We start from the raw sequence: 20,781 nt of genomic DNA, 5'->3' as shown, positions 1-20,781 counted from the left end.
CGGTCTAACGCTCGATCAACCGCCCCAACCCATCCAGCAACCGCTGCAATGCACCCTGATTGGTGCGCATCACTTTCAACCCGGCCTCTGCCATGCGCTGCGCATCACGGGGCAGTTCGAACAGCCGCTGCACCGCCACCGCCAGCCCTTCGGCATCCTCCACTTCCTGCAACGCCCCGGCACTGCGCAACTGCGCGGCGATTTCGAGGAAGTTGAAAAGATGCGGACCGCTCAGCACCGGTTTAGCCAGGGCCGCCGGCTCCAGCAGGTTATGCCCGCCATTCGGCACCAGACTGCCACCGACGAATGCACTGTCAGCCAAGGCGTAGAGAAACAGCAACTCGCCCATGGTGTCGCCCAGCAGCACTGAAGTATTCGCGCTGACCGAATCGCCGCTGGAACGCCGGACCGTGGCAAACCCTTGTTGCTGGCACAATCCGTACACCGAATTGAAACGTTCCGGATGACGCGGCACCAGTATCAGCAGGGCATCGGGGTGACTGGCCAGCAACTGACGGTGGGCCGCCAGCACCACCTCGTCTTCGCCGTCATGGGTACTGGCCGCGATCCACACCGATCGTTCCAGCGCCTGCCATTGCCCACGCAGCTCAACGGCGCGCTCCAGCAGTTGCGGGTCGATGGTCAGGTCGAACTTGATCGAGCCCGTGACCTGGACTGTTTCCGTCCGCGCACCCAAGTCGCGCAAGCGCTGGGCCTCGGTTTCGGTCTGCACCGCGAACAGGCTCATCTCGGCCAGCATCGGCTGGGTCAGCTTGGGGAATCGGCCATAACCTCTGGCCGAACGCTCGGACAGCCGCGCATTGGCCAGCGCCACGGGGATCCCGCGTTTGGCGCATTGATGGATATGGTTGGGCCACAGTTCGGTTTCCATAATCACCGCCAGTTTCGGCTGGACCCGATCAAGGAAACGCCGGGCAGCGCAAGGCAGGTCATAGGGCAGATAACAGTGCTGGATGCGCGGCTCATTGGCGAACAGTGCATGGATGCGTTCCGAACCGGTCGGCGTCATGCAGGTCACGGTGATCGGCAGATCCGGATAACGCACCAGCAAGGCGCGGATCATCGGTGCGGCCGCAATGCTTTCGCCCACCGACACGGCGTGCACCCAGATGCCGCCCGGTTTCATCGCCGGCATCCCGCAGGAAAAGCGCTCGCCGATGCGCCTGGCATACGCCGGCGCCTTGCGCGCGCGCAGCCAAAGCCGAATCGCTACCAATGGCAGCCCCAGATAAAACAGCGCGGTGTAGAGAGTTCTATTCATGGCGGCGGAGTTTATCGGCTTTTTTCGCCTATCGTCTGCAAGTGCACGGCAAAACGTTCGGCGAGCCAGCGCGCGGCCGGACCGAGCGGTTCATCCCGGCGCCATACCAGTTCCACCACCAGGGCCGGCGGGGTCCATTCGCTGACCAGTTCGACCATCTGGTTCTGATAGGTCGGGTACTGCACCACGTGGCGCGGCAACCAGGCCCAGCCCAGGCCTCGTACCAGCCATTCGGCCATCACATAGAAGCTGTCGGCGCGCCAGACCTGCGGGCTGGCCGGATCACTGCCGGGATAAATGCTCGACTCCGTGGACATCAGCAACTGCCGATGCTGGGCCAGTTGTTGGCCGTCCACTGCGCCTTTACCCGCCAAAGGATGATCCTTGCCGCACACCGTGACCATTTCCACGCTGCCCAGCACCCGCCGCTCAAGTGCCTCGGGAATCTGATCGTGAAAGAACAGCAGCCCCAGATCGGCGCGCCGCTCCACCAGCTTGCGCGCGACATCGCCTTGGGCGGCGCTGGTCAGTTGCACTTCAAGGCTGGGAAATTTTTCCGCCAGAGCCTCGAAGCTTTCGATGATCGGCTGATAAGGCATCGCCTCATCCTGCGCCACGCGCAGTCGCGCTTCCTGCCCGCGCATCATCGCCAATGCCCGGCCATTGAGCCGTTCGCACTGGCGCAACACCTCCCGCGCCTCGTCCAGCAACGCCGTGCCGGCTTCAGTGAGTTTCGGCTGACGGCCGCTGCTGCGGTCGAACAGGCTGACGCCCAGATCTTCCTCCAGCAACGCTATCGAACTGCTGACCGCCGACTGCGCCTTGCGCTGATCCCGCGCCACGGCAGAAAACGAACGTTGCTCCGCTACGCTGACAAACAACTGCAGCTGCTCCAGATTCCATTGCATGCTCATGGCTCAACCCATCTTCAAAACAGATAGGTAATGACTTTACCGCATCTGGCGAATCTCTAGAATGCCGACCTCAGAGAGCAACACTTCACACGAGGATTGACCCATGACCGCTTACTACTACCTGGCCATTGCCATCTGCGCCGAAGTGATTGCCACTGTTTCGATGAAAGCGGTCAAAGGCTTCAGCACCCCGCTGCCGCTGGTGCTGGTCATCGTCGGTTACGGGATCGCCTTCTGGATGCTGACCCTGGTGGTGCGCAGCGTTCCGGTGGGCGTGGCGTACGCCGTGTGGGCCGGCATGGGGATCGTGATGGTCAGCGTCGCGGCGCTGTTTATCTATGGGCAGAAACTGGACGTACCGGCGATGCTGGGGATGGCGCTGATCGTGCTGGGCGTTGTGGTCATCCAGCTGTTCTCCAAGACTGCCGGGCACTAAAACTCGATACGCAATCCCCTGTGGGAGCGAGCTTGCTCGCGATAGCGGTGGGTCAGTCAACATTGATGCTGAATGCCATGCCGCCATCGCGAGCAAGCTCGCTCCCACAGGGTTACTCGTTGGCTCGAGAGTACTGGCGTCAGCCCCTCCAATCTTCGAGTCTGTATACTGCGCCCTCGTCTTGAACACAGAGGTCGCCGAATGCCATCCGTTATTTCCACCGACGTTCTGATTGTCGGCGCTGGTGTCGCCGGCCTCTGGCTGAATGCGCGCCTGCGTCGCCAGGGTTTTTCGACCGTGCTGGTGGAAAGCGCCAGCCTCGGCGGCGGGCAGAGCGTGAAGTCCCAGGGCATCATCCATGGCGGCGCCAAATACGCGCTGCATGGCGCTCTGACCGGTGCCTCGGAAGCCATCGCCGACATGCCGCGCCGCTGGCGTGAAGCCCTGGCCGGTGACGGCGAGCTGGACCTGTCCGGCGTGCGCCTGCTGTCCGAAGCCCATTACCTGTGGTCTCCCGGCACCCTCGCCGGCAACCTCACCAGTTTCTTTGCAAGCAAAGCCGTGCGCGGTCGCGTCGATCAGGTCAAGGGCGAGCAATTGCCGCCAGCCCTGCAAGACAAGCGCTTCAAGGGCAAGGTCTATCGCCTGGCGGAATTGGTGGTCGATGTGCCGAGCCTGATCCAGCGCCTGGCCGACCTGGCCGGAGATGGCTTGCTCGCCGGGCAGAAGATCGAGCCGCTGCTGGAAGGTGGCCTGCTGGTCGGCCTGAAGGTGGACGAGCGCGAGATCCGTGCCCAGCGCATCGTCCTGAGCGCCGGCGCCGGAACCGCGGCATTGCTTGAAACCCTGGGCCTGAGCCAGCCCGCCATGCAGCGCCGCCCGTTGCACATGATCATCGCCAAGGGGCCGAGCCTCAAACCGCTGTACGCCCACTGCCTGGGCGGTGGTACCAAACCGCGCATCACCGTGACCACGCACCCGGCGGCGGATGGCCAATGGGTCTGGTACCTGGGCGGCGATATCGCGGAATCCGAAGGCGTGACCCGTGAGCCCGCCGAGCAGATCGCCACCGCACAGAAAGAACTCGGCCAATTGCTGCCATGGATCGACCTGAGCACGGTGCAATGGGCGACCTTGCGCGTGGATCGCGCCGAACCGCTGCAATCAGGCCTGACCCGTCCCGACAACGCCTTTGTTGCCGAGGAAGGCCGACTGCTGGTGGGCTGGCCGACCAAACTAGCCCTGGCACCGGACTTCGCCGACCGCGTCATCGCCAGCCTGACCCGCGACGGTATCGAGCCAAGCCACCCGGAAGCACTGCCTGAACTGCCGAAGCCGCCGATGGGCGTACCGGCTTGGGAGCAACTGCTGCCATGAGCCAACCAACCCTGCACGACTTGCATCGCCCGTTGGGCAGCACCGGCCTGCTGGTTTCTCCCTTGGGCCTGGGCACGGTGAAACTGGGCCGCGACCAAGGAGTGAAGTACCCCAACGGCTTCCAGATTCCCGATGACGATGACGCGCGCATGCTGCTCAAACTCGCCCGCGACCTGGGCATCAACCTGATCGACACCGCCCCGGCCTATGGTCGCAGCGAAGAACGCCTCGGCCCTTTGCTGCGCGGTCAGCGTCAGGACTGGGTGATTGTCAGCAAGGTCGGCGAAGAGTTTGCCGACGGCCAGTCCCTTCACGATTTCAGCGCTGCACACACACGAATGTCGGTGGAGCGCAGCCTGCAACGCCTGGAAACCGACTTCATCGACCTGGTGCTGGTGCACTCCGATGGTAACGACCTGGCGATCCTCAATGACTGCGAAGTCTACGACACCCTCGCCGAGCTCAAGGCCGAAGGCAAGATTCGCGGTTTCGGCTTTTCCGGCAAAACCGTCGACGGTGGCCTGAAGGCACTGGAGCAAGGCGACTGCGCAATGGTCACCTACAATCTGAACGAACAAAACGAAAAGTCCGTCATTGACTATGCTGCTGCACACGGCAAAGCCATTCTGGTCAAGAAAGCCCTCGCCAGTGGTCATGTCTGCCTGAGTCCGGGCGTGGATCCGGTGCGCGCCAGTTTCGAGTTGTTGTTTGAACATCCGGGTGTTGCCAGTGCTATTGTCGGGACCATCAATCCGCTGCACCTCGCCCACAATGTCGCGACCGTTGCCCAGGTCCTACGTAGCCACTGACGCCGCCCACGCGGCCTTAAGCAGGAGCCGACATGTCGCGTACGCTCATCAGAAAGAACCCGAGCAACTTCAAGACCCTGCCGTTATTCGTCGAAGCGACCCCCGAAGGCCTGGCTTATCAGAGCGTCGGCAGGCCGCTGAATTTCTCCCAGACCCTGCAACGTCGTCGGCCGGTGACAGTCGGCGACAGCGAACGGTTTGCCCTGGAACTGGCTAACCTCGGGGTTTCGGTACGCCTGACCCTGCAATGGCAGAATCGCGACTATTGGGTGCTCGTGCGCCAACGCCGGCAGGACCGTGGCGATGTGGTGCTCAAGCTGATCTCCGGGTACGTGCCGGCCCATGAACTGAACCTGCCCTTGCACACGGCGATCCAGGAGATAGCCGAAGAATGCCTGCTGGAAACCCCGGAAGGCTGGCTCGGTGGGCGGTTCAATGACACCTGGCTACCGACGCCCTACTCGGCCGCCCTGCATTACCGTGAAGCCCTGCCGTTTCGCTTGTCGCCACTGTCCGGCTCGGCGCGGCCGGTACGTTGCGCCAACCTGATGCTGATAGAGCGTCCGCGGGCTTATGTGCATTTGCCAACGGCGTCACTGCAACTGATTTACGACCTGCGTCTGGACGTTCCCAAGGAAGCCAAGTCCCTGAGCCTGTTCCATGTCGACGAACGACTGGAAGGCGATCAACTCATCGCCCGCCTCGACCGCAAGCGCCCCGACCTGTACTTGATGCCCTTGCAGGACGGCCACCCGATGGCTGAGCTCTACACCTTGAAAAAGGATCAGCTGTACCCGGCCAGCACGCGCGGACTGTACCTGGCCGAGAGCTTTGCCCGACAGGAAGGCTGGCTGGTGCGCGACGAGCGAATTCGCTGGAAGGACTGGGTGAGGCAGCAGGGCCTGACCCCGCCGGGGAAGGATTCTGGCCTGGCGCGGTTACGCGGCAAGGCCAAATTGTTGCTGAAGAAAATCGTGCCGCGTAAAAAGGTAAGCTCTTAAACGCAAAAAATCGCAGTCTGCGTACTCCATGCAGGAGCTGCCGCAGGCTGCGATCTTTTGATTTTACGATCCCCAGGCTACCGGAAAAGATCGCAGGCTACGCCAGCTCCTACGACTTGCGGATCTTCTCGACAATCGCAGTAGTGGAGCTGTTTTCCACCAGCCCCAGCACTTTCACAGTACCGCCGTAGGCGGTCACGATGTCCGCGCCGACCACCTGGTCGATCCCGTAGTCGCCGCCCTTGACCAACACGTCCGGCTTGACCGCGCTCAGCAGGTTTTCCGGGGTGCCTTCCGAGAAGCTGATCACCCAGTCCACCGCACCCAGGCCGGCCAGTACCGCCATGCGCCGGTCGACACTGTTGATCGGACGGCCCGGCCCTTTCAGGCGGCTGACCGATGCATCGTCGTTAATCGCCACGATCAGGCGATCGCCCTGGGCCCGCGCCTGCTCCAGGTAGGTCACGTGACCGGCGTGCAGGATGTCGAAGCAACCGTTGGTGAACACGATCCGCTCGTTGTGCGCGCGGGCGTCATCGACCGCCAGCAACAGCTGCTCAAGACCCAGCACTCCACGCTCGGAACCTTCCTCCCGCTGAATCGCACGACGCAGTTCCGGCGCACTGATGGCCGCCGTACCGAGCTTGCCGACCACGATGCCCGCCGCCAGGTTGGCCAGGGCCACCGCGTGGGGCAGTTCTTCACCCGCGGCAATAGCGGCCGCCAGGGTGGAAATTACTGTGTCGCCGGCACCGGTCACGTCGAACACTTCACGGGCGCGGGCCGGCAAGTGCAGCGCCGGATGATCCGGGCGCAGCAAGGTCATGCCGTGCTCGCCACGGGTCACCAGCAGGGCACCGAGGTCAAGGTCGTGCATTAGCTGCGCGCCCTTGCTCACCAATTCGTGCTCATCGGCGCAACCACCCACGATGGTTTCGAATTCGTTGAGGTTTGGCGTGATCAGGCTCGCACCGCGGTAGATCGAGAAATCCTTGCCCTTGGGATCGGCCAGCACCGGAATGCCACGGGCACGGGCGGCCTGGATCAGCGCCTGATGGTTTTTCAGCGCGCCTTTGCCGTAGTCGGACAGCACCAGCACCTTGATGCCTTCGAGCAACTCGTCGACCTGCGCGGCCAGCGCCAGCGCGTCGGTGGCGAAGGGTTCTTCGAAGTCGATGCGCAGCAATTGCTGGTGACGGCTCATGACCCGCAGCTTGACGATGGTCGGCTGGTGCGCAATGCGCTGGAAGATGGCTCGCACGCCGGCGCCCTTGAGGCTGTTGACCAGGCTGTTGGCGGCTTCATCGTCGCCGGTGACACCGACCAGCGAAGCCGGAGCCCCCAGGGCAGCAATGTTCAAGGCAACGTTGGCAGCACCGCCCGGGCGGTCTTCGATGTGATCGACCTTGACCACCGGCACCGGTGCCTCAGGAGAAATCCGTGAGGTACCACCATGCCAGTAACGGTCGAGCATGACATCGCCGACTACCAAGACAGGGGCTTGATCGAATCGCGGCATGGACAACTTCATGGTGCAACCCACATACAGAATGAACAGGGGCGCGATATTAACACAGGGTTGGTGTCGGCTTGTGCGGCGGCTGCAACCGGATGATTCGCCGGGCTTTATTGCTCATTTTTTGATCAGGAACCAGCCAGAAGACGACACGCTTCGGCTTCATTCATATCCCAGCATCTCGTAATCACGCTGATAGACCCGTCGCACCAGCCGGCGGGTACGTACCGTGCAGAACTCGCGCGCCAGCATCGGGCGCCGCTGCTGCGACCTGTTCACGTGGGGCAGTTCCACCGGATAGCTCAATTGCTCGCAAACCAGCCTGAAATCCCGCGCCAGGTGCTCCTGGTAGCCGACGAAATCCAGCGCCAGATGCCCCATGGAATCCGTCAGGAAATCCGTTTGCGCGGCGAAGTGCAACTGTCGCTGGATCGTCTCCGGGTGCAGCCAGCGGCCGACGAAGTCATCAAAGTCACGGTAGTGGCTGACCAGTTTCTGCGCCGCATGATCCCGTTTCCCCAAGGCGTTGCCCCGCAGGAAAGCGTAGGCAGAGTAGGCCCTTTCCAGGGGATCGCGAACGAACGCGAACTTGAAGCTGGCGGCAAACTGCTCGGGAAATTGCTGCTCGTACCAGTACAACGGCAAGTGGCCCGGGCTCCAATCGTCAAACATGGCCGCACAGACACTGCTGCCGGCACATTTGGGGACGTGGATAAACAGGCAGGAACGCTGCTCGAAGGGCACGGGGAAACTGACATTGGCCGACATCGACTTGTTGACCACTTGACGGTCCACGACCGACAGGCGCCCCAGCAGAAAAGCCCGTTGCGATTTAGGCAACAGCTTCCAGAGATAACGTTGCAACATGCAGACACCCGCGCGAAAGGGCGGCCCTCTCGATTCAAGTCAAAGTTCGTTCAGGAACCTTAACAAGCACGTTGCCGAGATTTATTCCGGTTTGGTCAAGAAGCGTAAAGGTCTGGATACAAATCACCGGACGCGTTGCACGTCGGGTGTGCGAAAGGGCGAGCCAGGCTCGCCCTTTCGGGGTCAGGCGATGTCTTCGGCCGGGGCGTCGAGGCCCATCGCGTTGAGGCGCGAGTAGTAGCCGTTTTGCGCCAGCAGTTGTTCATGGGTGCCGCGCTCGACGATTTTCCCCTGATCCATGACCAGGATCAGGTCGGCCTTTTCGATGGTTGACAGGCGGTGAGCGATCACCAGCGTGGTGCGACCTTTCATGACCTGGTCCAGAGCGGCCTGAATATGCCGCTCAGACTCGGTATCGAGCGCCGAAGTCGCCTCATCGAGAATCAGCAGCGGAGCATTCTTCAACAGTGCCCGGGCAATTGCCAGGCGCTGGCGCTGGCCACCGGACAGCAGCACGCCGTTTTCCCCGACCTGGGTGTCCAGGCCTTCAGGCAATTGAGCAATGAAGTCCATCGCGTAGGCATCCTTGGCCGCCTTTTCAATGTCTTCACGGGGTGCGCCAGCCAGGTCGCCATAGGCGATGTTGTTGGCCACGGTATCGCTGAACAGGGTTACGTTCTGAGTCACCTGGGCGATATGCCGACGCAGGTTCAACAGCTTGTACTGCTCCACTTCAACGCCATCGATGAGGATTTCGCCCTTGTCGTGGTGATAGAAACGCGGAATCAGGTTGGCCAGGGTCGACTTGCCGCTGCCCGAACGTCCCACCAGTGCCACCATTTGCCCGGGCTCGACCGAGAAACTGATGTCATTGAGCACCTGACGCTCGGTGTCAGGATAGGTAAAGCTGAGGTTGCGCACGTCCAGGCGACCACTGACGACATCGCGTTCGACGGTGCCGGTATCGACTTCAGGCTCGACATCCAGTTGCTCGAAGATACTTTCGGCACCGGCCACACCCTTCTGGATGGTCGAGCTGACTTCGGACAGTTGGCGAATCGGCTTGGGCAGCAGGCCGGCCAGAGTGATGTAGGCCACCATGTCGCCGGCAGACGCATCGCCACGCAGGTACAGCACCAGGAACATCAGCACAGCCATGGCGGTGTAGATCACCAACTGCAACAGCGGCGTGTAGATGGCGCCGGTGCGGGTCATGCGCAGTTGCTTGTCGGTGTTGCCCTGGCTGGCGTCAAAGAAGCGCTTCTCTTCATACGTTTCACCACCGAAGCTGCGCACCACGCGATAGCCCTGGATCGTTTCGGACGCCACATGCGTCACGTCCCCCATGGCCAGCTGGATTTTCTTGCTCTGCTTGCGGAATTTCTTGCTGGCCGTGCGCACCATGAGTGCGATCAGCGGCAGGATGGCGACCATGACCAGCGTCAGGCGCCAGTTCATGTACAACAGCGAGGCAAACAGGAAGATCACCGTCATGCCTTCACGGATTACGACCTTGATCGCATCTGTTGCCGCCCCCGTGACCATGGTCACGTTGAAGGTGATACGTGAAATCAGGTGCCCCGAGTTATGCTTGTCGAAATACCGGTTTGGCAATACCAGCAGGTTGTTGAACAGCTGGACCCGCAAGTCATGGACCAGGCCCAGGGAAACCTTGGCCAGGAAGTAGTTGCCCAGGTACGACCCCAACCCCTGCCACGCGGCGATCAGGATGATCAACAACGGCACCGCCTGCAGCAGTTGCAGATCCCGCAGGTAGGGCACACTTGGGAACAACACCGCTTCGGGGTTGGACAGACCGTCGACGAAGTACTTGAGGATGTAGCCCAGCATTGGTTGCGTCGAAGCGAAAATCAGAAAACCGACGATGCTGATCAGGAACAGGCTGATATACGGCCGGACATAGCCGAGCAGGCGGAAGTAGATTTTCAAGCTCGATGGGCTTGCGGAGAGACTGGAGTCGGCCATATCACGCGAATGTCGATGAAAAGGACGCTGACTTTACCACAGCTTCCCCAGGGTTCTGGCAATCGCATACAGTCTGTGTATTGTGGCGCGTCAAATAGCTTCCAGTTGTCCCTGCCTTGGTATGGTCGCTCAATTCAGGAATAAGTTAACCAGCATGCAATTAAACGCTTTGAACAGCACGTCCAACAGAATCTTCGATTTCATTTGCTTGTGGATCCTTCCGCTCGGTTATTTATTACTGCTTTGTGCGCTGTTTTTCCTGCCGGGGCGCAATGTGCATCATAAGCTTTACTACGGCCTGTTCAGCATTCCCGCACTGATTGCACTGTGCCTGCGTCCGCGGATCGGCAAAGAGCTGCTGCACGAACCGATCGTCATTGCAGCCCTGCTGTTTGTGGCGTGGGCACTATTAAGCCTGTGGTGGGGGCCGGGCGAAGAAATCGAATTTGGTCAGTTCAAACCGCCATTGCATACCCTGTTGCTGTTCGTTGGCTGCTACCTGCTGGTGCGTTTTCGCAGTGAAATCATCCAGCCCCTGCTGTTCTGCGCCGCAACGGTGGCGCTGGTCTTATCTGTCTACAACCTGTACTGGTTCGACCAGGTCTATCAACCGGAAATGCGTCTGATCGGCCTGGGCGCTTTCGACAATCCATTGCTCAGCTCCCACGTTTTCGGCTTTTTCTGTACCTACTGGCTGAGCCTGAGCATGACCTGCAAGCGACGCCAGATACTTTGGTTGAGCGTACCGGCGATGGCGATCATGTTCGCCACAGTGCTGGCCACCGGTTCCAGGACCCCACTGGTTGCACTGACGCTGGCCGCGCTTTGGCTGTGTTTCATCTGCTGGAATCGACGTTCGGCCTTCATGCTTGGCGCCATATTCTTCGCCGGCACCGCGACTTTCGCGTTATTTGCGGACAAGATCATCGAAAGAGGCAGCTCTTTCCGCATCGAGCTCTGGCAGTTGACCCTGGGCAGGATCGCTGAGCACCCATGGATCGGGCACGGCTACAACGCCAAACTGACCCTGGACCCCGGCGTCGGCTACAGCCTTCAGGAACCCCATAGCTTTGCCCTGGGCGTGCTCTACTACGTCGGCATTATCGGCCTGCTGCCATGGCTGTTCTTTCTCGTATGGGGCTTCATCAGCAGCTGGCGCCATCGCGTGCAACCGCTGTTTATCATTGCCTCAGCCTGGCTGGCCTTCGGTATCGGTGCAGGCCTGACTGAAGGTGGCGGGATCATCTCTCGCCCCAAGGAGCACTGGTTCCTGCTGTGGATCCCCTTGGCACTGATTGCCGCATTGAGCATCAATCAACGGGCCCGGCGCCTGCTGGACATGCCGATCAAGACCAAGACGCCAACCGCCCTGCAACAGCTGACTGCCGATGCCCGGGTCATCGAAGAGGATGGTCTGGGTCCCAAGGTCCTGCGCCTGACCGATGGCAGCTTTCTCAAGCTGTTCCGCCGCCGTCGCTGGTATACCTCGGGCAGTTTCACGCCCTACTCCGATCGTTTTGCCGTCAATAGCGTGCAACTGCGCAACATGGGCATCCCGACACCGCACATCCTCGGCCTTTACCGGTTCGAAGACGGCAGCACCGCTGTGCATTACTCCCCGTTGCCGGGCAATACGCTGCGCCAGATCCTGCAAGGCATCACTGCCCCGGCGGTGCGCCAGGCACTGGTGGAGCGTTTCGGCAAATTCATGGCTCAACTGCACCAGCAAGGGGTCTACTTCCGCTCCCTGCACCTGGGCAATGTGCTGGTACTGGAGGACGGCGAGTTCGGCCTGATCGACCTGGCCGACCTGCGAATTTACCCTTCATCATTGAGCCCTTCCCTGCGTCGGCGTAACCTGCGCCACATGCAGCGCTACACATCAGATCGGCATTGGCTGTTCGAGGATCACTTCGAAGCGCTGCTGCAGGGATACGCCGCGGCGGCTTCGAAAGCCGACGTGGATCATTTGCACAGGCACGTGCTGGCCGGGAGTGCTTCGGCCCAGGCTCACTGATGATAGAAACCAACCCGCTTATCGCGATGACGGCCTACCTGCTCGCCATCACGACCGCTGCGCTACTGTTGCGCAGCGTGCCGAGATTCACCCGACAGCTGGAGCATTCCGGCGAAAGCCGCTTTGCCGGCATCGACGGCTTGCGCGGGTACCTGGCCTTCGGCGTGTTCGTGCACCACTCGATCATTACCTGGATCTTTCTGCAAACCGGCGTGATCGATTTTCCGCCGAGCAACTTCTACACGCAGCTCGGCCAGGGTAGCGTCGCCCTCTTTTTCATGATCACCGGCTTTCTGTTCTGGGACCGCTTGCTCACCCACGGGCGACAACACGACTGGCTGGCATTTGCGGTATCGCGGCTGTTTCGCCTCTATCCGCTCTACCTGCCGCTGATGTTGACCGTATTTGTCTGTGTGTTCTATTTGCAGGACTGGGAACTCAAGGACTCCGGCGTCCAGGTCATCGGCCAGGCTCTGGCCTGGCTGACCTTCGACCGGCCAGATGTCAACCAGTACCACCAGACCGGCATGTTGATCTCCAACGTCACCTGGACGCTCGGGTACGAGGTGTTTTTCTACCTGGCCCTGCCACTGGCCGCCATGGTGTTCATATATCGCGGCGGCTGGATGCAGACGGTGCTGTGCCTGATCGGCATCTACACCCTGTACCAGGTGGTCGGCTGGGAACACTCGCTGAAGAAGCACTACCTGGCGGGCTTCCTCGGCGGCATCGCTGCGGCGTACTGGATTCGCCGACCACAATGGGTCGCCTGGAGCCTGTCTCCGCTGGCGGGTATCATCGCCCTGCTCGCCTTGGTGATCGCCTTCACAGCATTCAACCGGGCATTCAACCTGGGAGCGCTGCTGCTGCTTTCACTGTTCTTTGTGATCGTGGCGTCCGGCAATACCTTGTTCGGCGCCCTGAGACCACGCAGCATCCGCTGGCTGGGGGAAATCAGCTACAGCACGTATTTGCTGCACGGATTCGTGCTCTGGGTCCTGGTGCAGCGACTGCCTCCGATATTGCACCTTGACGCCCGGGAGGCCTGGGTCTTCCTGCCGCTGCTGGCCGTGTGCAGCTGCCTGCTGATCATCATCAGCAGCCTGACCTACCTGTACATCGAAAAGCCGGGTATCAATGCCGGCAAGAAAACCCTGCACTGGTTGCGCCAGAACAGGAAGCCGAGGAAAGAACTTTCGGAGGAGACGGCTCAACAACGTTGAGCAATCGCCGGGGCATGTCGCCGAGGACAATGTCCCGCCTTCCACCCCCCTTTGAAGTCAGCCTTTGGCTCAGCCTTTCTCCAGCCGTGAGAAAAACATACGGCCCAACCCTCGCCAGGTTTTCTTGTTCCAGGCCTTCAACGGAATCTGCGCCAGTAACTCCCGCGCCAGCTTGCGATCACGGTTGGCGGTCTTGAGGAACATGGAATTGAGAAACTTGTAGCGCACCTCGTCATACAGCGGGTGATCGCTGAAGAGCGCGTAGGTGCGCAGGATGCTGTCGATCATGAAGCGATGGTTCTTGTAGGAATTGGTGGAGTGCTTGCGATAGCGCGCCATCAACATATTCAGACCATCGATGAAGTAACCGGCGTGGGTCACCTTCAACTCGATCAGCAAGTCTTCCAGGCGAATGGTCGGGTCGAAACCGCCCACCTTGTCCAGTGCTTCGCGACGGATCATCAGGGTGGGAGCCGGAGGATAGGGCTTGCGCTCCAGGAACATGTCATCGAAGTCCAGACGACGGAACGGCACATCCCGGCGCTGGCGCTTCTCGGGGTAGAGATTGCCGTCGGCATCGATCAGTTCGATGTTACCGGCGCAAATGCCGACCTCGGGCTTGCCGTCCATATGGGCAACCTGGGCGGCGATTCGCTCCGGCAGCATGATGTCATCCGAACCGAACGGCACGATCAGGCTGCCCTTTGCCCGGGCAATGGCACCGTTGAGGGTATTGGTCAGTCCCTGGTTCTCCTGAACCCGGAAGTCGAAACCATGGATGGCCTGCAACGCCTTGATCCGCTCGACGCTGTCATCCTTCGAGCCATCGTCGACCACCAGCAACTCGATGTTCCGATAGGTCTGGTTGAGAACGCTGAGTATGCTTTCCTCGATGTAAGGAGCGTGGTTGTACGACGCGATAATGACCGTGACGATGGGCTGCGCGTCGTTCATGGCTGTTCCTTGCGGGCCTGTTCCAGACCGGAGTCGATCAGATCGAGGTATTCGCGACGGAACTCCTCGATGTCATGGTGTTGTTGCAGATAACGGAAGGCCTGCTCGCCCTTGGCCTTGAGCTCGTCATCCGACAGCCCAAGGTAAATGTCCAGCGCCGCCTGCAGCGTCGGCACATCCTTCGGCGTAATTGCCAGGCCACCGGCTCCTTCGATGAGCGGCAACATGGCCGGCACGTTCGAGGCAATCACCGGCAAATGCCCGCTCATGCCTTCAAGCAGCGCCAGCCCCAGGCCCTCCGCCAAAGAAGGCATGGTCCAGATATCGAAAGCGCGAATGTACTGCAGGGCAATTTCCTTGAACCCCAGCAAATGGGCGCGACCGCTGAGGCCGAGGCGGTCGATTTCCGCCGCAAGGCGCGACTCTTCACGGCCGGCACCAATGATCGCCAGCTGGGTATCGGGGTATTTGTCCTTGAGCGCGGCAAAGGCCTGCAGCAAATAGATATGGCCCTTGACCGGCACCAGTCGCCCCAACGCACCGATCAGCCGCACCGACGGATCGATGCCCAGCATTTCACGGGCCTTTTCACGGCTGTGTTGCAGACCTTCGGCTTGCTCGATATCGATGGCATTGGTGATGGCGTAGGTGTTCTGGTCGGTGAAGCCACAGTCACAGTCCAGCAGATACTGTTTCACCGCAGGCGACACACCGACAAAGCGCCAGTGACGATCGATCAGGCGCTGGGTCTGGCGGCGCCGGTAAAAACGGTCGTACTCGCCAAAGCCGTGGGAAATGCCGATGCACAACGGCACTTTCAACCAGCGGTTGAGCGCCAGCATCATGTTCACCGGCTTGAAGCGGTTGCAGATCACCACATCGAATTTTTCCCGACGGCAGAACTTGTACAGCTGCCACATGGCCCGCAGGCGCATGCCCTTGAGGGACTTGTCGGAAAACTCGAAGTACACCGAACGGTCGGCCCGGCTCACTGCTTCGCCCGGCCCGGGCTTGCCGCGCAGAAACGCAGCGGTCACTTCATAGCGATCACTGGGCAGGGCCTTGACGATCTGCTCCGCGAGGTCGGCGAAATCATGGGCTTTGACGTTGTAGTCAGGCTGCAGTTGCAGGACCTTTGACCGCTGACTCATAACTCTCCCCGCTGAGAAACGTTGCCTGATGTGTGCTTGATGGACCACAAAAGCTCGTGGCGCCGGATTGCCTTGCGAAAGAATTCGTTCTGGCCATAGGTGGGCGGCAACCGGCCGGCCAACATACGTTGTATCAGTCGACGCAAGCGACGCTTGAACGGCATGGCCGGTTGCAGGTCGTGCATCATGCCCAACGCCATGGCCTTGTCTCGCTGTTGCTCCAGCGGCAAGGGCAGGCAATAAGGCTGCATCGGTTGCGCCGGATCGAAGGCAGGCGGCAAGGCGATGCCATCACCGGTATCGCCCATCGGCCAGCGGTCGTTGTCGTGCAGGTGGTTGGCATAGCCCAATAGCGTGGTCGGCTGCCAGTCCAGGCCTTGCAAGGCTTCGAGAACTGCCGCCTGGGCGCAGATATGATCGGGATGCGGATCGAGGGTCGGATGCGGCAAAACGATGACCTCGGGGCGGGCCCGCAGCAGCAACTCACGCAGATCCGCCAGCAGATTGTTCCAGGTCGGCGCACCATCGGCATCGCCGGGCAGCGCGAAAGGATTCAACTGACGGAACAGCCGGGTGTCGCTCAGGTCCGCTTCCCGCGACCCTGCCGCCACCGCAGGCGCGGCCTGCATGCTCGCCAATTGCAGACAGAAATAACCCAGCTGTACGCAGCGGGCCTCGGGGACACCGGCCCAACGTGGCACGGCGATGCTGTCCCAGGTGCGCAGGCGGCCTTTCAAGCGGGCCGCATCGACCTTGTTCAGACCCATCTGCCGGTAGTGTTCGGCTTCGATTTCACCCGCGGTCAGCGTGACGATCCAGGTTTCGTCGGCCTGGCTGTACAAACCGTAGGCCGCCAGTTCGGCGTCATCGGCGTGGGGGGCGATGACCATCACCCGCTGACGCCGGTAATCCGGATGCTCCAGTGCCCACAGCACAGGCTCACCGAACACCCGACAGAAACGCCCGCGCAAGCGCAGGTCACCACGAGACAGCGCCTGAGCCTGACCACTGAGATTGAGGTAACGCAGGCCGTTTACGCCCCGCTCGAAGGTTTGTCGGTCAGGGTTTTCGCCCCCCGCCAACTCGACCACCGGATCGATAAAACGTCCCAGCCAGGTGCTTTTCACCCGCAGGGCCAGCACCAGCGTCGCATCGTCGACCAGCATCACGCCCTCGTCCAGCCGCAATTGCTCACCGTTAAGGTGCACCTTGGGCTGGGGCGTATAGGGGGGAAAGCTGTACTGGTAATCGTCTTTCGGTGAGTAGAACAAGTGGTCGGCAAACCAGGCCTCGTGGGCAATCCATCCCAGAACCGCCAGCACCAGCGGCAACCACCAGGCCACCGCCACACCCATGACGATCAACAGCACCAGCGCAATCAGCAGGCCGATACGTTTATTGCGCCGATGGCGCTTGAGCAGTTGCTGTTTGCGGCTCATGGCTTGGCTCATACGGTGAAGACCGGCACGGGGTTGCACCAGCGATCCTTATACTCACGGTCGGCGCGACCGAAGGAAAAGCGCAACGGTTTGTCCTGCGCCCGGGCATGCTCCCAGGCGCTTTGCGTATTGAGGAAACTCAACACACTGCCTGGGCTGAACTCGCGAGTCTCGGGATCGACCCCGCCGTTGATGTACTCGACGCTGATCCACTGCGGGGTTTCGACGCGGTACACCAGTTGAATCGCAATCGGCGCATCGTTGAGGAAAATCACCGAACCGATCAGCAACTCGCGCAGCAACTCGATGACCTCGGCCATGCGTTCGGCGCCCGTCGCCGGAAAACCCCAGCGGCGCTGGAACAGGTCGCAGTAAATCGCCGCCAGCTCAGCGCTGGAAAATTCGGATACCGGGCGCACCACGCCACCGGCCTCTTCCAGCAAACGCAATTCGCGGCGCTGGTTGTAGCGAAACTTTTTCGACAGCTCTTCGGGTGTGCGGGCCATGGCCAGTTGTTCGGTCTGCAACTTGATGCCAGTGAAACGACCTTCGTTCAGCGCCGACAGGTACCGCGCGCGATGGCGCAAAGGCGCCTGGGTATCGGCAGCGGCCGGCAGGATGATTTCGGCGTTGCCCAGGTCGAACAGCCCTTTCTTGCCGCGACGCTTGAGCACGTCCTTGGACAAGGCCAGGTCGCGGCCCCAGGTCGGGATCGCCGCCTTGACCTCATCGCCCTGCACCCAGGCCAGGTAACGCACCGGAATGTCAGCCAGTTGCGCCAGCCGCTCGACCACCACGGGATGAGTCGCGACGCTGCCGCCATAACGCTGCCAGGTTTCGGTGTAAGTCGAGGCGTCGACTACCGCCCAGCCACGCTCGCGCCAGCCTTGAAATCGGTTGAGCATCAGCCCCTCTGTGCCAGTTCGGTAACGTGCGGCAAGTGCCAGAAAGCATCGCGTACTGCGCGGTCGGAAAAGCGTTCACGCAAGCGATCGAGCATCAATTCGGCACACTGCCGGCGTTGCTGATCATCCATGCCGACCAGATGTTGCAGCCCCTGGGCCAAGCGCTCGGCATCGCCCAACGGGAACAGGATGCCCACGCCTTCAACCACCTCTTTCGCTCCGCCGCACGCCGTGGCCAGCAAAGGAACGCCAGCGGCCATGGCCTCCAGCAGCACCATGCCGAACGGCTCGTGATCGGAACTCAGGGCGAACACATCGAAGGCGCGGAAATAATTGCGCGCATCGGGCACCTGACCGAGGAACAGAACGCGGTCACCGATACCCAGCTCCCGGGCCTGAGCCTTGAGGTTTTCCTCCAGACGCCCCTTGCCGAGAATCACCAACTGACTGTTGGCCGGCAAGCCCGGCAACGCCTCGGCGAAACCCTCCAACAGCGTGGCCTGGTCCTTGTCCGGATGCAGCCGCCCGACGTTGCCGACGATCCAGGCATCCGCCGACAAACCGAGGGTTTCCCGGGCCTCGCGAGCCGACACCTGGGACGCCTGCAAGGCATCCACATCGATACGGTTGTACAAGGTCTGGATACGCGGAGCCGGCCACTTCGGCAGGCATTGGCGCATGTCGTCGCGCACCGCATCGGACACACCGAGCAGACTCAAACGCTTGCGGAAGATATGCGCGAACAGTTTGCGACTGCCACGTTTGTAATCGTCAAAAGCGTGATGCACGCCAATGACCGGCAACGACGTGCCGAGCAAGGCGATATAGATCGGTTTGAAGCGGTGGGCGATGCAGAAACTGAAGTTGCGCGACGCGGCGATCTTTCGCAGATCGCCGATGGCGCCCAGCTTCAGGCCACGAATGGCCTTGGAGCTGTACTCCATGAACAGCACTTCGTCGGAGGCGCAGCCCGCAGCGACTTCGGCATCGGCAACCCCGGTGAGAAACACCGTGGTCACTCGATAACCGGTCCCCGCGAACAGGCTGGCGTACTGCCGCGCGCAGTCCAGGAACGGCCCGTCATAGCCGTGGCAGAACTGCAGCACATGGCGTTCAGCCGAACGTGTCATAGGCGTTCGCGCCCTCTTTGACCACCAGGATGTCTTCCATGATCAGATACTGTAGATCCGAACCGAAGAACATGTTCAGGGCGTCGGTCGGCGAGCAGATCATCGGCTCGCCACGACGGTTGAGCGACGTGTTCAGCGACACACCGTTGCCGGTGAGCACTTCCAGCGCTTTCATCATGTCGTAGTAACGCGGGTTGTATTCGCGCTTGAGCACCTGGGCGCGGGAGGTGCCGTCTTCATGGACGACTTCCGGCACGCGGGTCTTCCACTCTTCCGCCACTTCGAAGGTGAAGGTCATGAACGGAGCCGGGTGATCGATCTTGATCATCTGCGGCGCCACGGTGTCGAGCATCGACGGGCAGAAAGGCCTCCAGCGCTCGCGGAACTTGATCTGGTGGTTGATCCGGTCAGCCACGCCCGCAATGCTCGGGCAACCGATGATCGAACGGCCGCCCAAGGCGCGCGGACCAAACTCCATGCGGCCCTGGAACCAGGCCACCGGGTTGCCATCGACCATGATCTTGGCGATCTGCTCCGGCATGTTGTCGAGCTTGCGCCACGTCGGCTTGTTCTCGTGACGGGCACACGCGGCGATCACGTCTTCGTTGCTGTACGACGGGCCGAGGTAGACGTGTTCCATCTTCTCGACCGGTACGCCACGGGCGTTGGACACATAGGCCGCTGCGCCGACTGCGGTACCGGCATCGCCGGATGCAGGCTGCACGAACAGCTCTTTGACGTCGTCGCGGGCGATGATTTTCTGGTTGAGCTTGACGTTCAACGCACAGCCACCAGCATAGGCCAGTTTGCCGGTTTGCTTGAGCACGTCGCCCAGGTAGTAGTCGATCATCTGCAGCGCAATTTTTTCGAACAGCGCTTGAATGCTGGCGGCGTAGTGGATGTAAGGCTCGTCGGCGATGTCGCCTTCGCGCTTTGGACCCAGCCACTCGATCAGCTTCGGCGAGAAGTAGTAACCCTTGCCCTTCTCTTTGTAGCGACGCAGGCCGATGACGTTGGCGTAGTCGGTGTTGATCACCAGCTCACCGTTTTCGAACGAAGCCAGGCGCGAGAAATCGTATTTGCTGGCGTCGCCGTACGGCGCCATGCCCATGACCTTGAACTCACCGTCGAGCATGTCGAAACCGAGGAACTCGGTGATCGCACCGTACAGGCCGCCGAGGGAGTCCGGATCGAAGAATTCCTTGATCTTGTGGATCTTGCCGTTTTCGCCATAACCGAAGAAGGTCGTGGCGTACTCGCCCTTGCCGTCGATGCCCAGGATCGCGGTTTTCTCTTTGAAACCGGAGCAGTGATAAGCGCTGGAGGCGTGGGCCAGGTGGTGTTCGACTGGCTCGATCTTGATCTTCTTCGGATCAAAACCCAGTTGCTCCAGGCACCAGACGATCTTGTTGCGATAGCGCTTGTAGCGACGGTTGCCCATCAGGATCGCGTCGAGTGCGCGGTCCGGGGCGTACCAGTAACGCTTGGCGTACTGCCAGCGGGCCTTGCCGAACAGGCTGATCGGTGCGAATGGAATCGCGACCACATCAACGTCGGACGGCTTGATACCGGCCTGTTCCAGGCAGAATTTCGCCGATTCGTAGGGCATGCGGTTCTTTGCATGTTTATCGCGTACGAAGCGCTCCTCTTCAGCCGCCGCGACCAGCTTGCCGTCGATATACAGGGCTGCGGAAGGATCATGGCTAAGGGCGCCGGACAGGCCAAGAATCGTCAATGCCACAGGGGTCTAGCCTCTTTAGTCTGCATGCAGGCG

The 20,781-nt window shown here is 60.9% G+C and carries 17 protein-coding genes; 6 read left to right on the top strand and 11 right to left on the bottom strand.

All coding sequences use genetic code 11. From position 1 onward, the window contains the following. Positions 1 to 4: 4 nt before the first annotated feature. Together waaA and AABM52_RS02485 are read right to left on the bottom strand one after the other, a co-directional pair. Positions 5 to 1,282 (bottom strand): lipid IV(A) 3-deoxy-D-manno-octulosonic acid transferase, encoded by a 1,278-nt coding sequence (waaA, locus tag AABM52_RS02490; RefSeq protein WP_347910270.1) that lies wholly within the window; start codon positions 1,280 to 1,282, stop codon positions 5 to 7. An 11-nt stretch (positions 1,283 to 1,293) separates the two neighbouring features. Then, the gene (locus AABM52_RS02485; RefSeq protein WP_347910269.1) at positions 1,294 to 2,196 is read right to left on the bottom strand and encodes a LysR family transcriptional regulator; all 903 of its coding nucleotides are present in this window, start codon (positions 2,194 to 2,196) and stop codon (positions 1,294 to 1,296) included. Between the two features lie 103 nt (positions 2,197 to 2,299). Between AABM52_RS02485 and AABM52_RS02480 the strand changes: the two genes are divergently transcribed. The 4 genes from AABM52_RS02480 to AABM52_RS02465 all read left to right on the top strand — a co-directional run bounded on the left by AABM52_RS02480 (position 2,300) and on the right by AABM52_RS02465 (position 5,819). After that, complete coding sequence (locus AABM52_RS02480) at positions 2,300 to 2,632, top strand: multidrug efflux SMR transporter (RefSeq protein ID WP_015093202.1); 333 nt, start codon at positions 2,300 to 2,302, stop codon at positions 2,630 to 2,632. 201 nt (positions 2,633 to 2,833) lie between these two features. Next, complete coding sequence (locus tag AABM52_RS02475) at positions 2,834 to 4,009, top strand: FAD-dependent oxidoreductase (protein ID WP_347910268.1); 1,176 nt, start codon at positions 2,834 to 2,836, stop codon at positions 4,007 to 4,009. Beyond that, positions 4,006 to 4,818, top strand: a complete 813-nt coding sequence (locus AABM52_RS02470) for an aldo/keto reductase (RefSeq protein ID WP_347910267.1) — start codon at positions 4,006 to 4,008, stop codon at positions 4,816 to 4,818. Before AABM52_RS02475 ends, AABM52_RS02470 begins: the two co-directional genes overlap by 4 nt. Positions 4,819 to 4,850: 32 nt before the next feature. Further along, on the top strand, positions 4,851 to 5,819 hold the full coding sequence (locus AABM52_RS02465; RefSeq protein WP_347910266.1) for a metal ABC transporter ATPase: 969 nt from the start codon (positions 4,851 to 4,853) through the stop codon (positions 5,817 to 5,819). Between the two features lie 109 nt (positions 5,820 to 5,928). Here the strand turns inward: AABM52_RS02465 and hldE are convergent, their stop codons facing one another. From hldE to msbA, 3 genes are all read right to left on the bottom strand, one after another. Then, the gene (gene hldE, locus AABM52_RS02460) at positions 5,929 to 7,350 is read right to left on the bottom strand and encodes a bifunctional D-glycero-beta-D-manno-heptose-7-phosphate kinase/D-glycero-beta-D-manno-heptose 1-phosphate adenylyltransferase HldE (protein WP_046039763.1); all 1,422 of its coding nucleotides are present in this window, start codon (positions 7,348 to 7,350) and stop codon (positions 5,929 to 5,931) included. 147 nt (positions 7,351 to 7,497) lie between these two features. Beyond that, positions 7,498 to 8,202 (bottom strand): sulfotransferase family 2 domain-containing protein, encoded by a 705-nt coding sequence (locus AABM52_RS02455; RefSeq protein ID WP_347910265.1) that lies wholly within the window; start codon positions 8,200 to 8,202, stop codon positions 7,498 to 7,500. 183 nt (positions 8,203 to 8,385) lie between these two features. Next, positions 8,386 to 10,188, bottom strand: a complete 1,803-nt coding sequence (gene msbA / locus AABM52_RS02450) for a lipid A export permease/ATP-binding protein MsbA (RefSeq protein ID WP_347910264.1) — start codon at positions 10,186 to 10,188, stop codon at positions 8,386 to 8,388. A 154-nt stretch (positions 10,189 to 10,342) separates the two neighbouring features. Here msbA and AABM52_RS02445 point away from each other — a divergent pair, with 154 nt between their 5' ends. Next, positions 10,343 to 12,205, top strand: a complete 1,863-nt coding sequence (locus AABM52_RS02445; RefSeq protein ID WP_347910263.1) for an O-antigen ligase family protein — start codon at positions 10,343 to 10,345, stop codon at positions 12,203 to 12,205. Further along, complete coding sequence (locus AABM52_RS02440; protein WP_347910261.1) at positions 12,205 to 13,428, top strand: acyltransferase; 1,224 nt, start codon at positions 12,205 to 12,207, stop codon at positions 13,426 to 13,428. Before AABM52_RS02445 ends, AABM52_RS02440 begins: the two co-directional genes overlap by 1 nt. 69 nt (positions 13,429 to 13,497) lie before the next feature. On the opposite strand, the gene AABM52_RS02435 is transcribed toward AABM52_RS02440, so the two are convergent. From AABM52_RS02435 to AABM52_RS02410, 6 genes are read right to left on the bottom strand one after another with little or no spacing between them, the layout of a single operon-like run. After that, on the bottom strand, positions 13,498 to 14,382 hold the full coding sequence (locus AABM52_RS02435) for a glycosyltransferase (protein WP_347910260.1): 885 nt from the start codon (positions 14,380 to 14,382) through the stop codon (positions 13,498 to 13,500). Beyond that, positions 14,379 to 15,533 (bottom strand): glycosyltransferase family 4 protein, encoded by a 1,155-nt coding sequence (locus AABM52_RS02430; protein ID WP_347910258.1) that lies wholly within the window; start codon positions 15,531 to 15,533, stop codon positions 14,379 to 14,381. The genes AABM52_RS02435 and AABM52_RS02430 overlap by 4 nt, the downstream gene beginning before the upstream one ends. Then, a complete protein-coding gene (locus AABM52_RS02425; RefSeq protein WP_347910257.1) occupies positions 15,530 to 16,972 on the bottom strand; it encodes a PIG-L family deacetylase in 1,443 nt (480 codons plus the stop codon). Before AABM52_RS02425 ends, AABM52_RS02430 begins: the two co-directional genes overlap by 4 nt. Before the next feature lie 8 nt (positions 16,973 to 16,980). Further along, positions 16,981 to 17,877: an antimicrobial resistance protein Mig-14 gene (locus AABM52_RS02420; RefSeq protein WP_347910256.1), complete on the bottom strand. Its 897-nt coding sequence runs from the start codon at positions 17,875 to 17,877 to the stop codon at positions 16,981 to 16,983. Then, positions 17,877 to 19,007 carry a glycosyltransferase gene (locus AABM52_RS02415; RefSeq protein ID WP_347910254.1) on the bottom strand — a complete coding sequence of 377 codons (1,131 nt, stop codon included), beginning with the start codon at positions 19,005 to 19,007 and terminating at the stop codon, positions 17,877 to 17,879. Before AABM52_RS02415 ends, AABM52_RS02420 begins: the two co-directional genes overlap by 1 nt. Further along, positions 18,991 to 20,748: a carbamoyltransferase gene (locus tag AABM52_RS02410; protein WP_347910252.1), complete on the bottom strand. Its 1,758-nt coding sequence runs from the start codon at positions 20,746 to 20,748 to the stop codon at positions 18,991 to 18,993. The genes AABM52_RS02415 and AABM52_RS02410 overlap by 17 nt, the downstream gene beginning before the upstream one ends. Positions 20,749 to 20,781 lie beyond the last annotated feature (33 nt).

Origin of the sequence: Pseudomonas grandcourensis (genome assembly GCF_039909015.1) — a bacterium.
GTDB classification, from domain to species: domain Bacteria; phylum Pseudomonadota; class Gammaproteobacteria; order Pseudomonadales; family Pseudomonadaceae; genus Aquipseudomonas; species Aquipseudomonas grandcourensis.
The sequence above is the reverse complement of the archived record's forward strand: the minus strand, read 5'-3'. Positions and strand labels throughout refer to the sequence as shown.

What these genes read in the sequence shown, in the direction of transcription:
- waaA (WP_347910270.1), bottom strand. Translation starts at nt 1,282, where the DNA reads ATGAATAGAACTCTCTACACCGCGCTGTTTTATCTGGGGCTGCCATTG.
- AABM52_RS02485 (WP_347910269.1), bottom strand. Translation starts at nt 2,196, where the DNA reads ATGAGCATGCAATGGAATCTGGAGCAGCTGCAGTTGTTTGTCAGCGTA.
- AABM52_RS02480 (WP_015093202.1), top strand. Translation starts at nt 2,300, where the DNA reads ATGACCGCTTACTACTACCTGGCCATTGCCATCTGCGCCGAAGTGATT.
- AABM52_RS02475 (WP_347910268.1), top strand. Translation starts at nt 2,834, where the DNA reads ATGCCATCCGTTATTTCCACCGACGTTCTGATTGTCGGCGCTGGTGTC.
- AABM52_RS02470 (WP_347910267.1), top strand. Translation starts at nt 4,006, where the DNA reads ATGAGCCAACCAACCCTGCACGACTTGCATCGCCCGTTGGGCAGCACC.
- AABM52_RS02465 (WP_347910266.1), top strand. Translation starts at nt 4,851, where the DNA reads ATGTCGCGTACGCTCATCAGAAAGAACCCGAGCAACTTCAAGACCCTG.
- hldE (WP_046039763.1), bottom strand. Translation starts at nt 7,350, where the DNA reads ATGAAGTTGTCCATGCCGCGATTCGATCAAGCCCCTGTCTTGGTAGTC.
- AABM52_RS02455 (WP_347910265.1), bottom strand. Translation starts at nt 8,202, where the DNA reads ATGTTGCAACGTTATCTCTGGAAGCTGTTGCCTAAATCGCAACGGGCT.
- msbA (WP_347910264.1), bottom strand. Translation starts at nt 10,188, where the DNA reads ATGGCCGACTCCAGTCTCTCCGCAAGCCCATCGAGCTTGAAAATCTAC.
- AABM52_RS02445 (WP_347910263.1), top strand. Translation starts at nt 10,343, where the DNA reads ATGCAATTAAACGCTTTGAACAGCACGTCCAACAGAATCTTCGATTTC.
- AABM52_RS02440 (WP_347910261.1), top strand. Translation starts at nt 12,205, where the DNA reads ATGATAGAAACCAACCCGCTTATCGCGATGACGGCCTACCTGCTCGCC.
- AABM52_RS02435 (WP_347910260.1), bottom strand. Translation starts at nt 14,382, where the DNA reads ATGAACGACGCGCAGCCCATCGTCACGGTCATTATCGCGTCGTACAAC.
- AABM52_RS02430 (WP_347910258.1), bottom strand. Translation starts at nt 15,533, where the DNA reads ATGAGTCAGCGGTCAAAGGTCCTGCAACTGCAGCCTGACTACAACGTC.
- AABM52_RS02425 (WP_347910257.1), bottom strand. Translation starts at nt 16,972, where the DNA reads ATGAGCCGCAAACAGCAACTGCTCAAGCGCCATCGGCGCAATAAACGT.
- AABM52_RS02420 (WP_347910256.1), bottom strand. Translation starts at nt 17,877, where the DNA reads ATGCTCAACCGATTTCAAGGCTGGCGCGAGCGTGGCTGGGCGGTAGTC.
- AABM52_RS02415 (WP_347910254.1), bottom strand. Translation starts at nt 19,007, where the DNA reads ATGACACGTTCGGCTGAACGCCATGTGCTGCAGTTCTGCCACGGCTAT.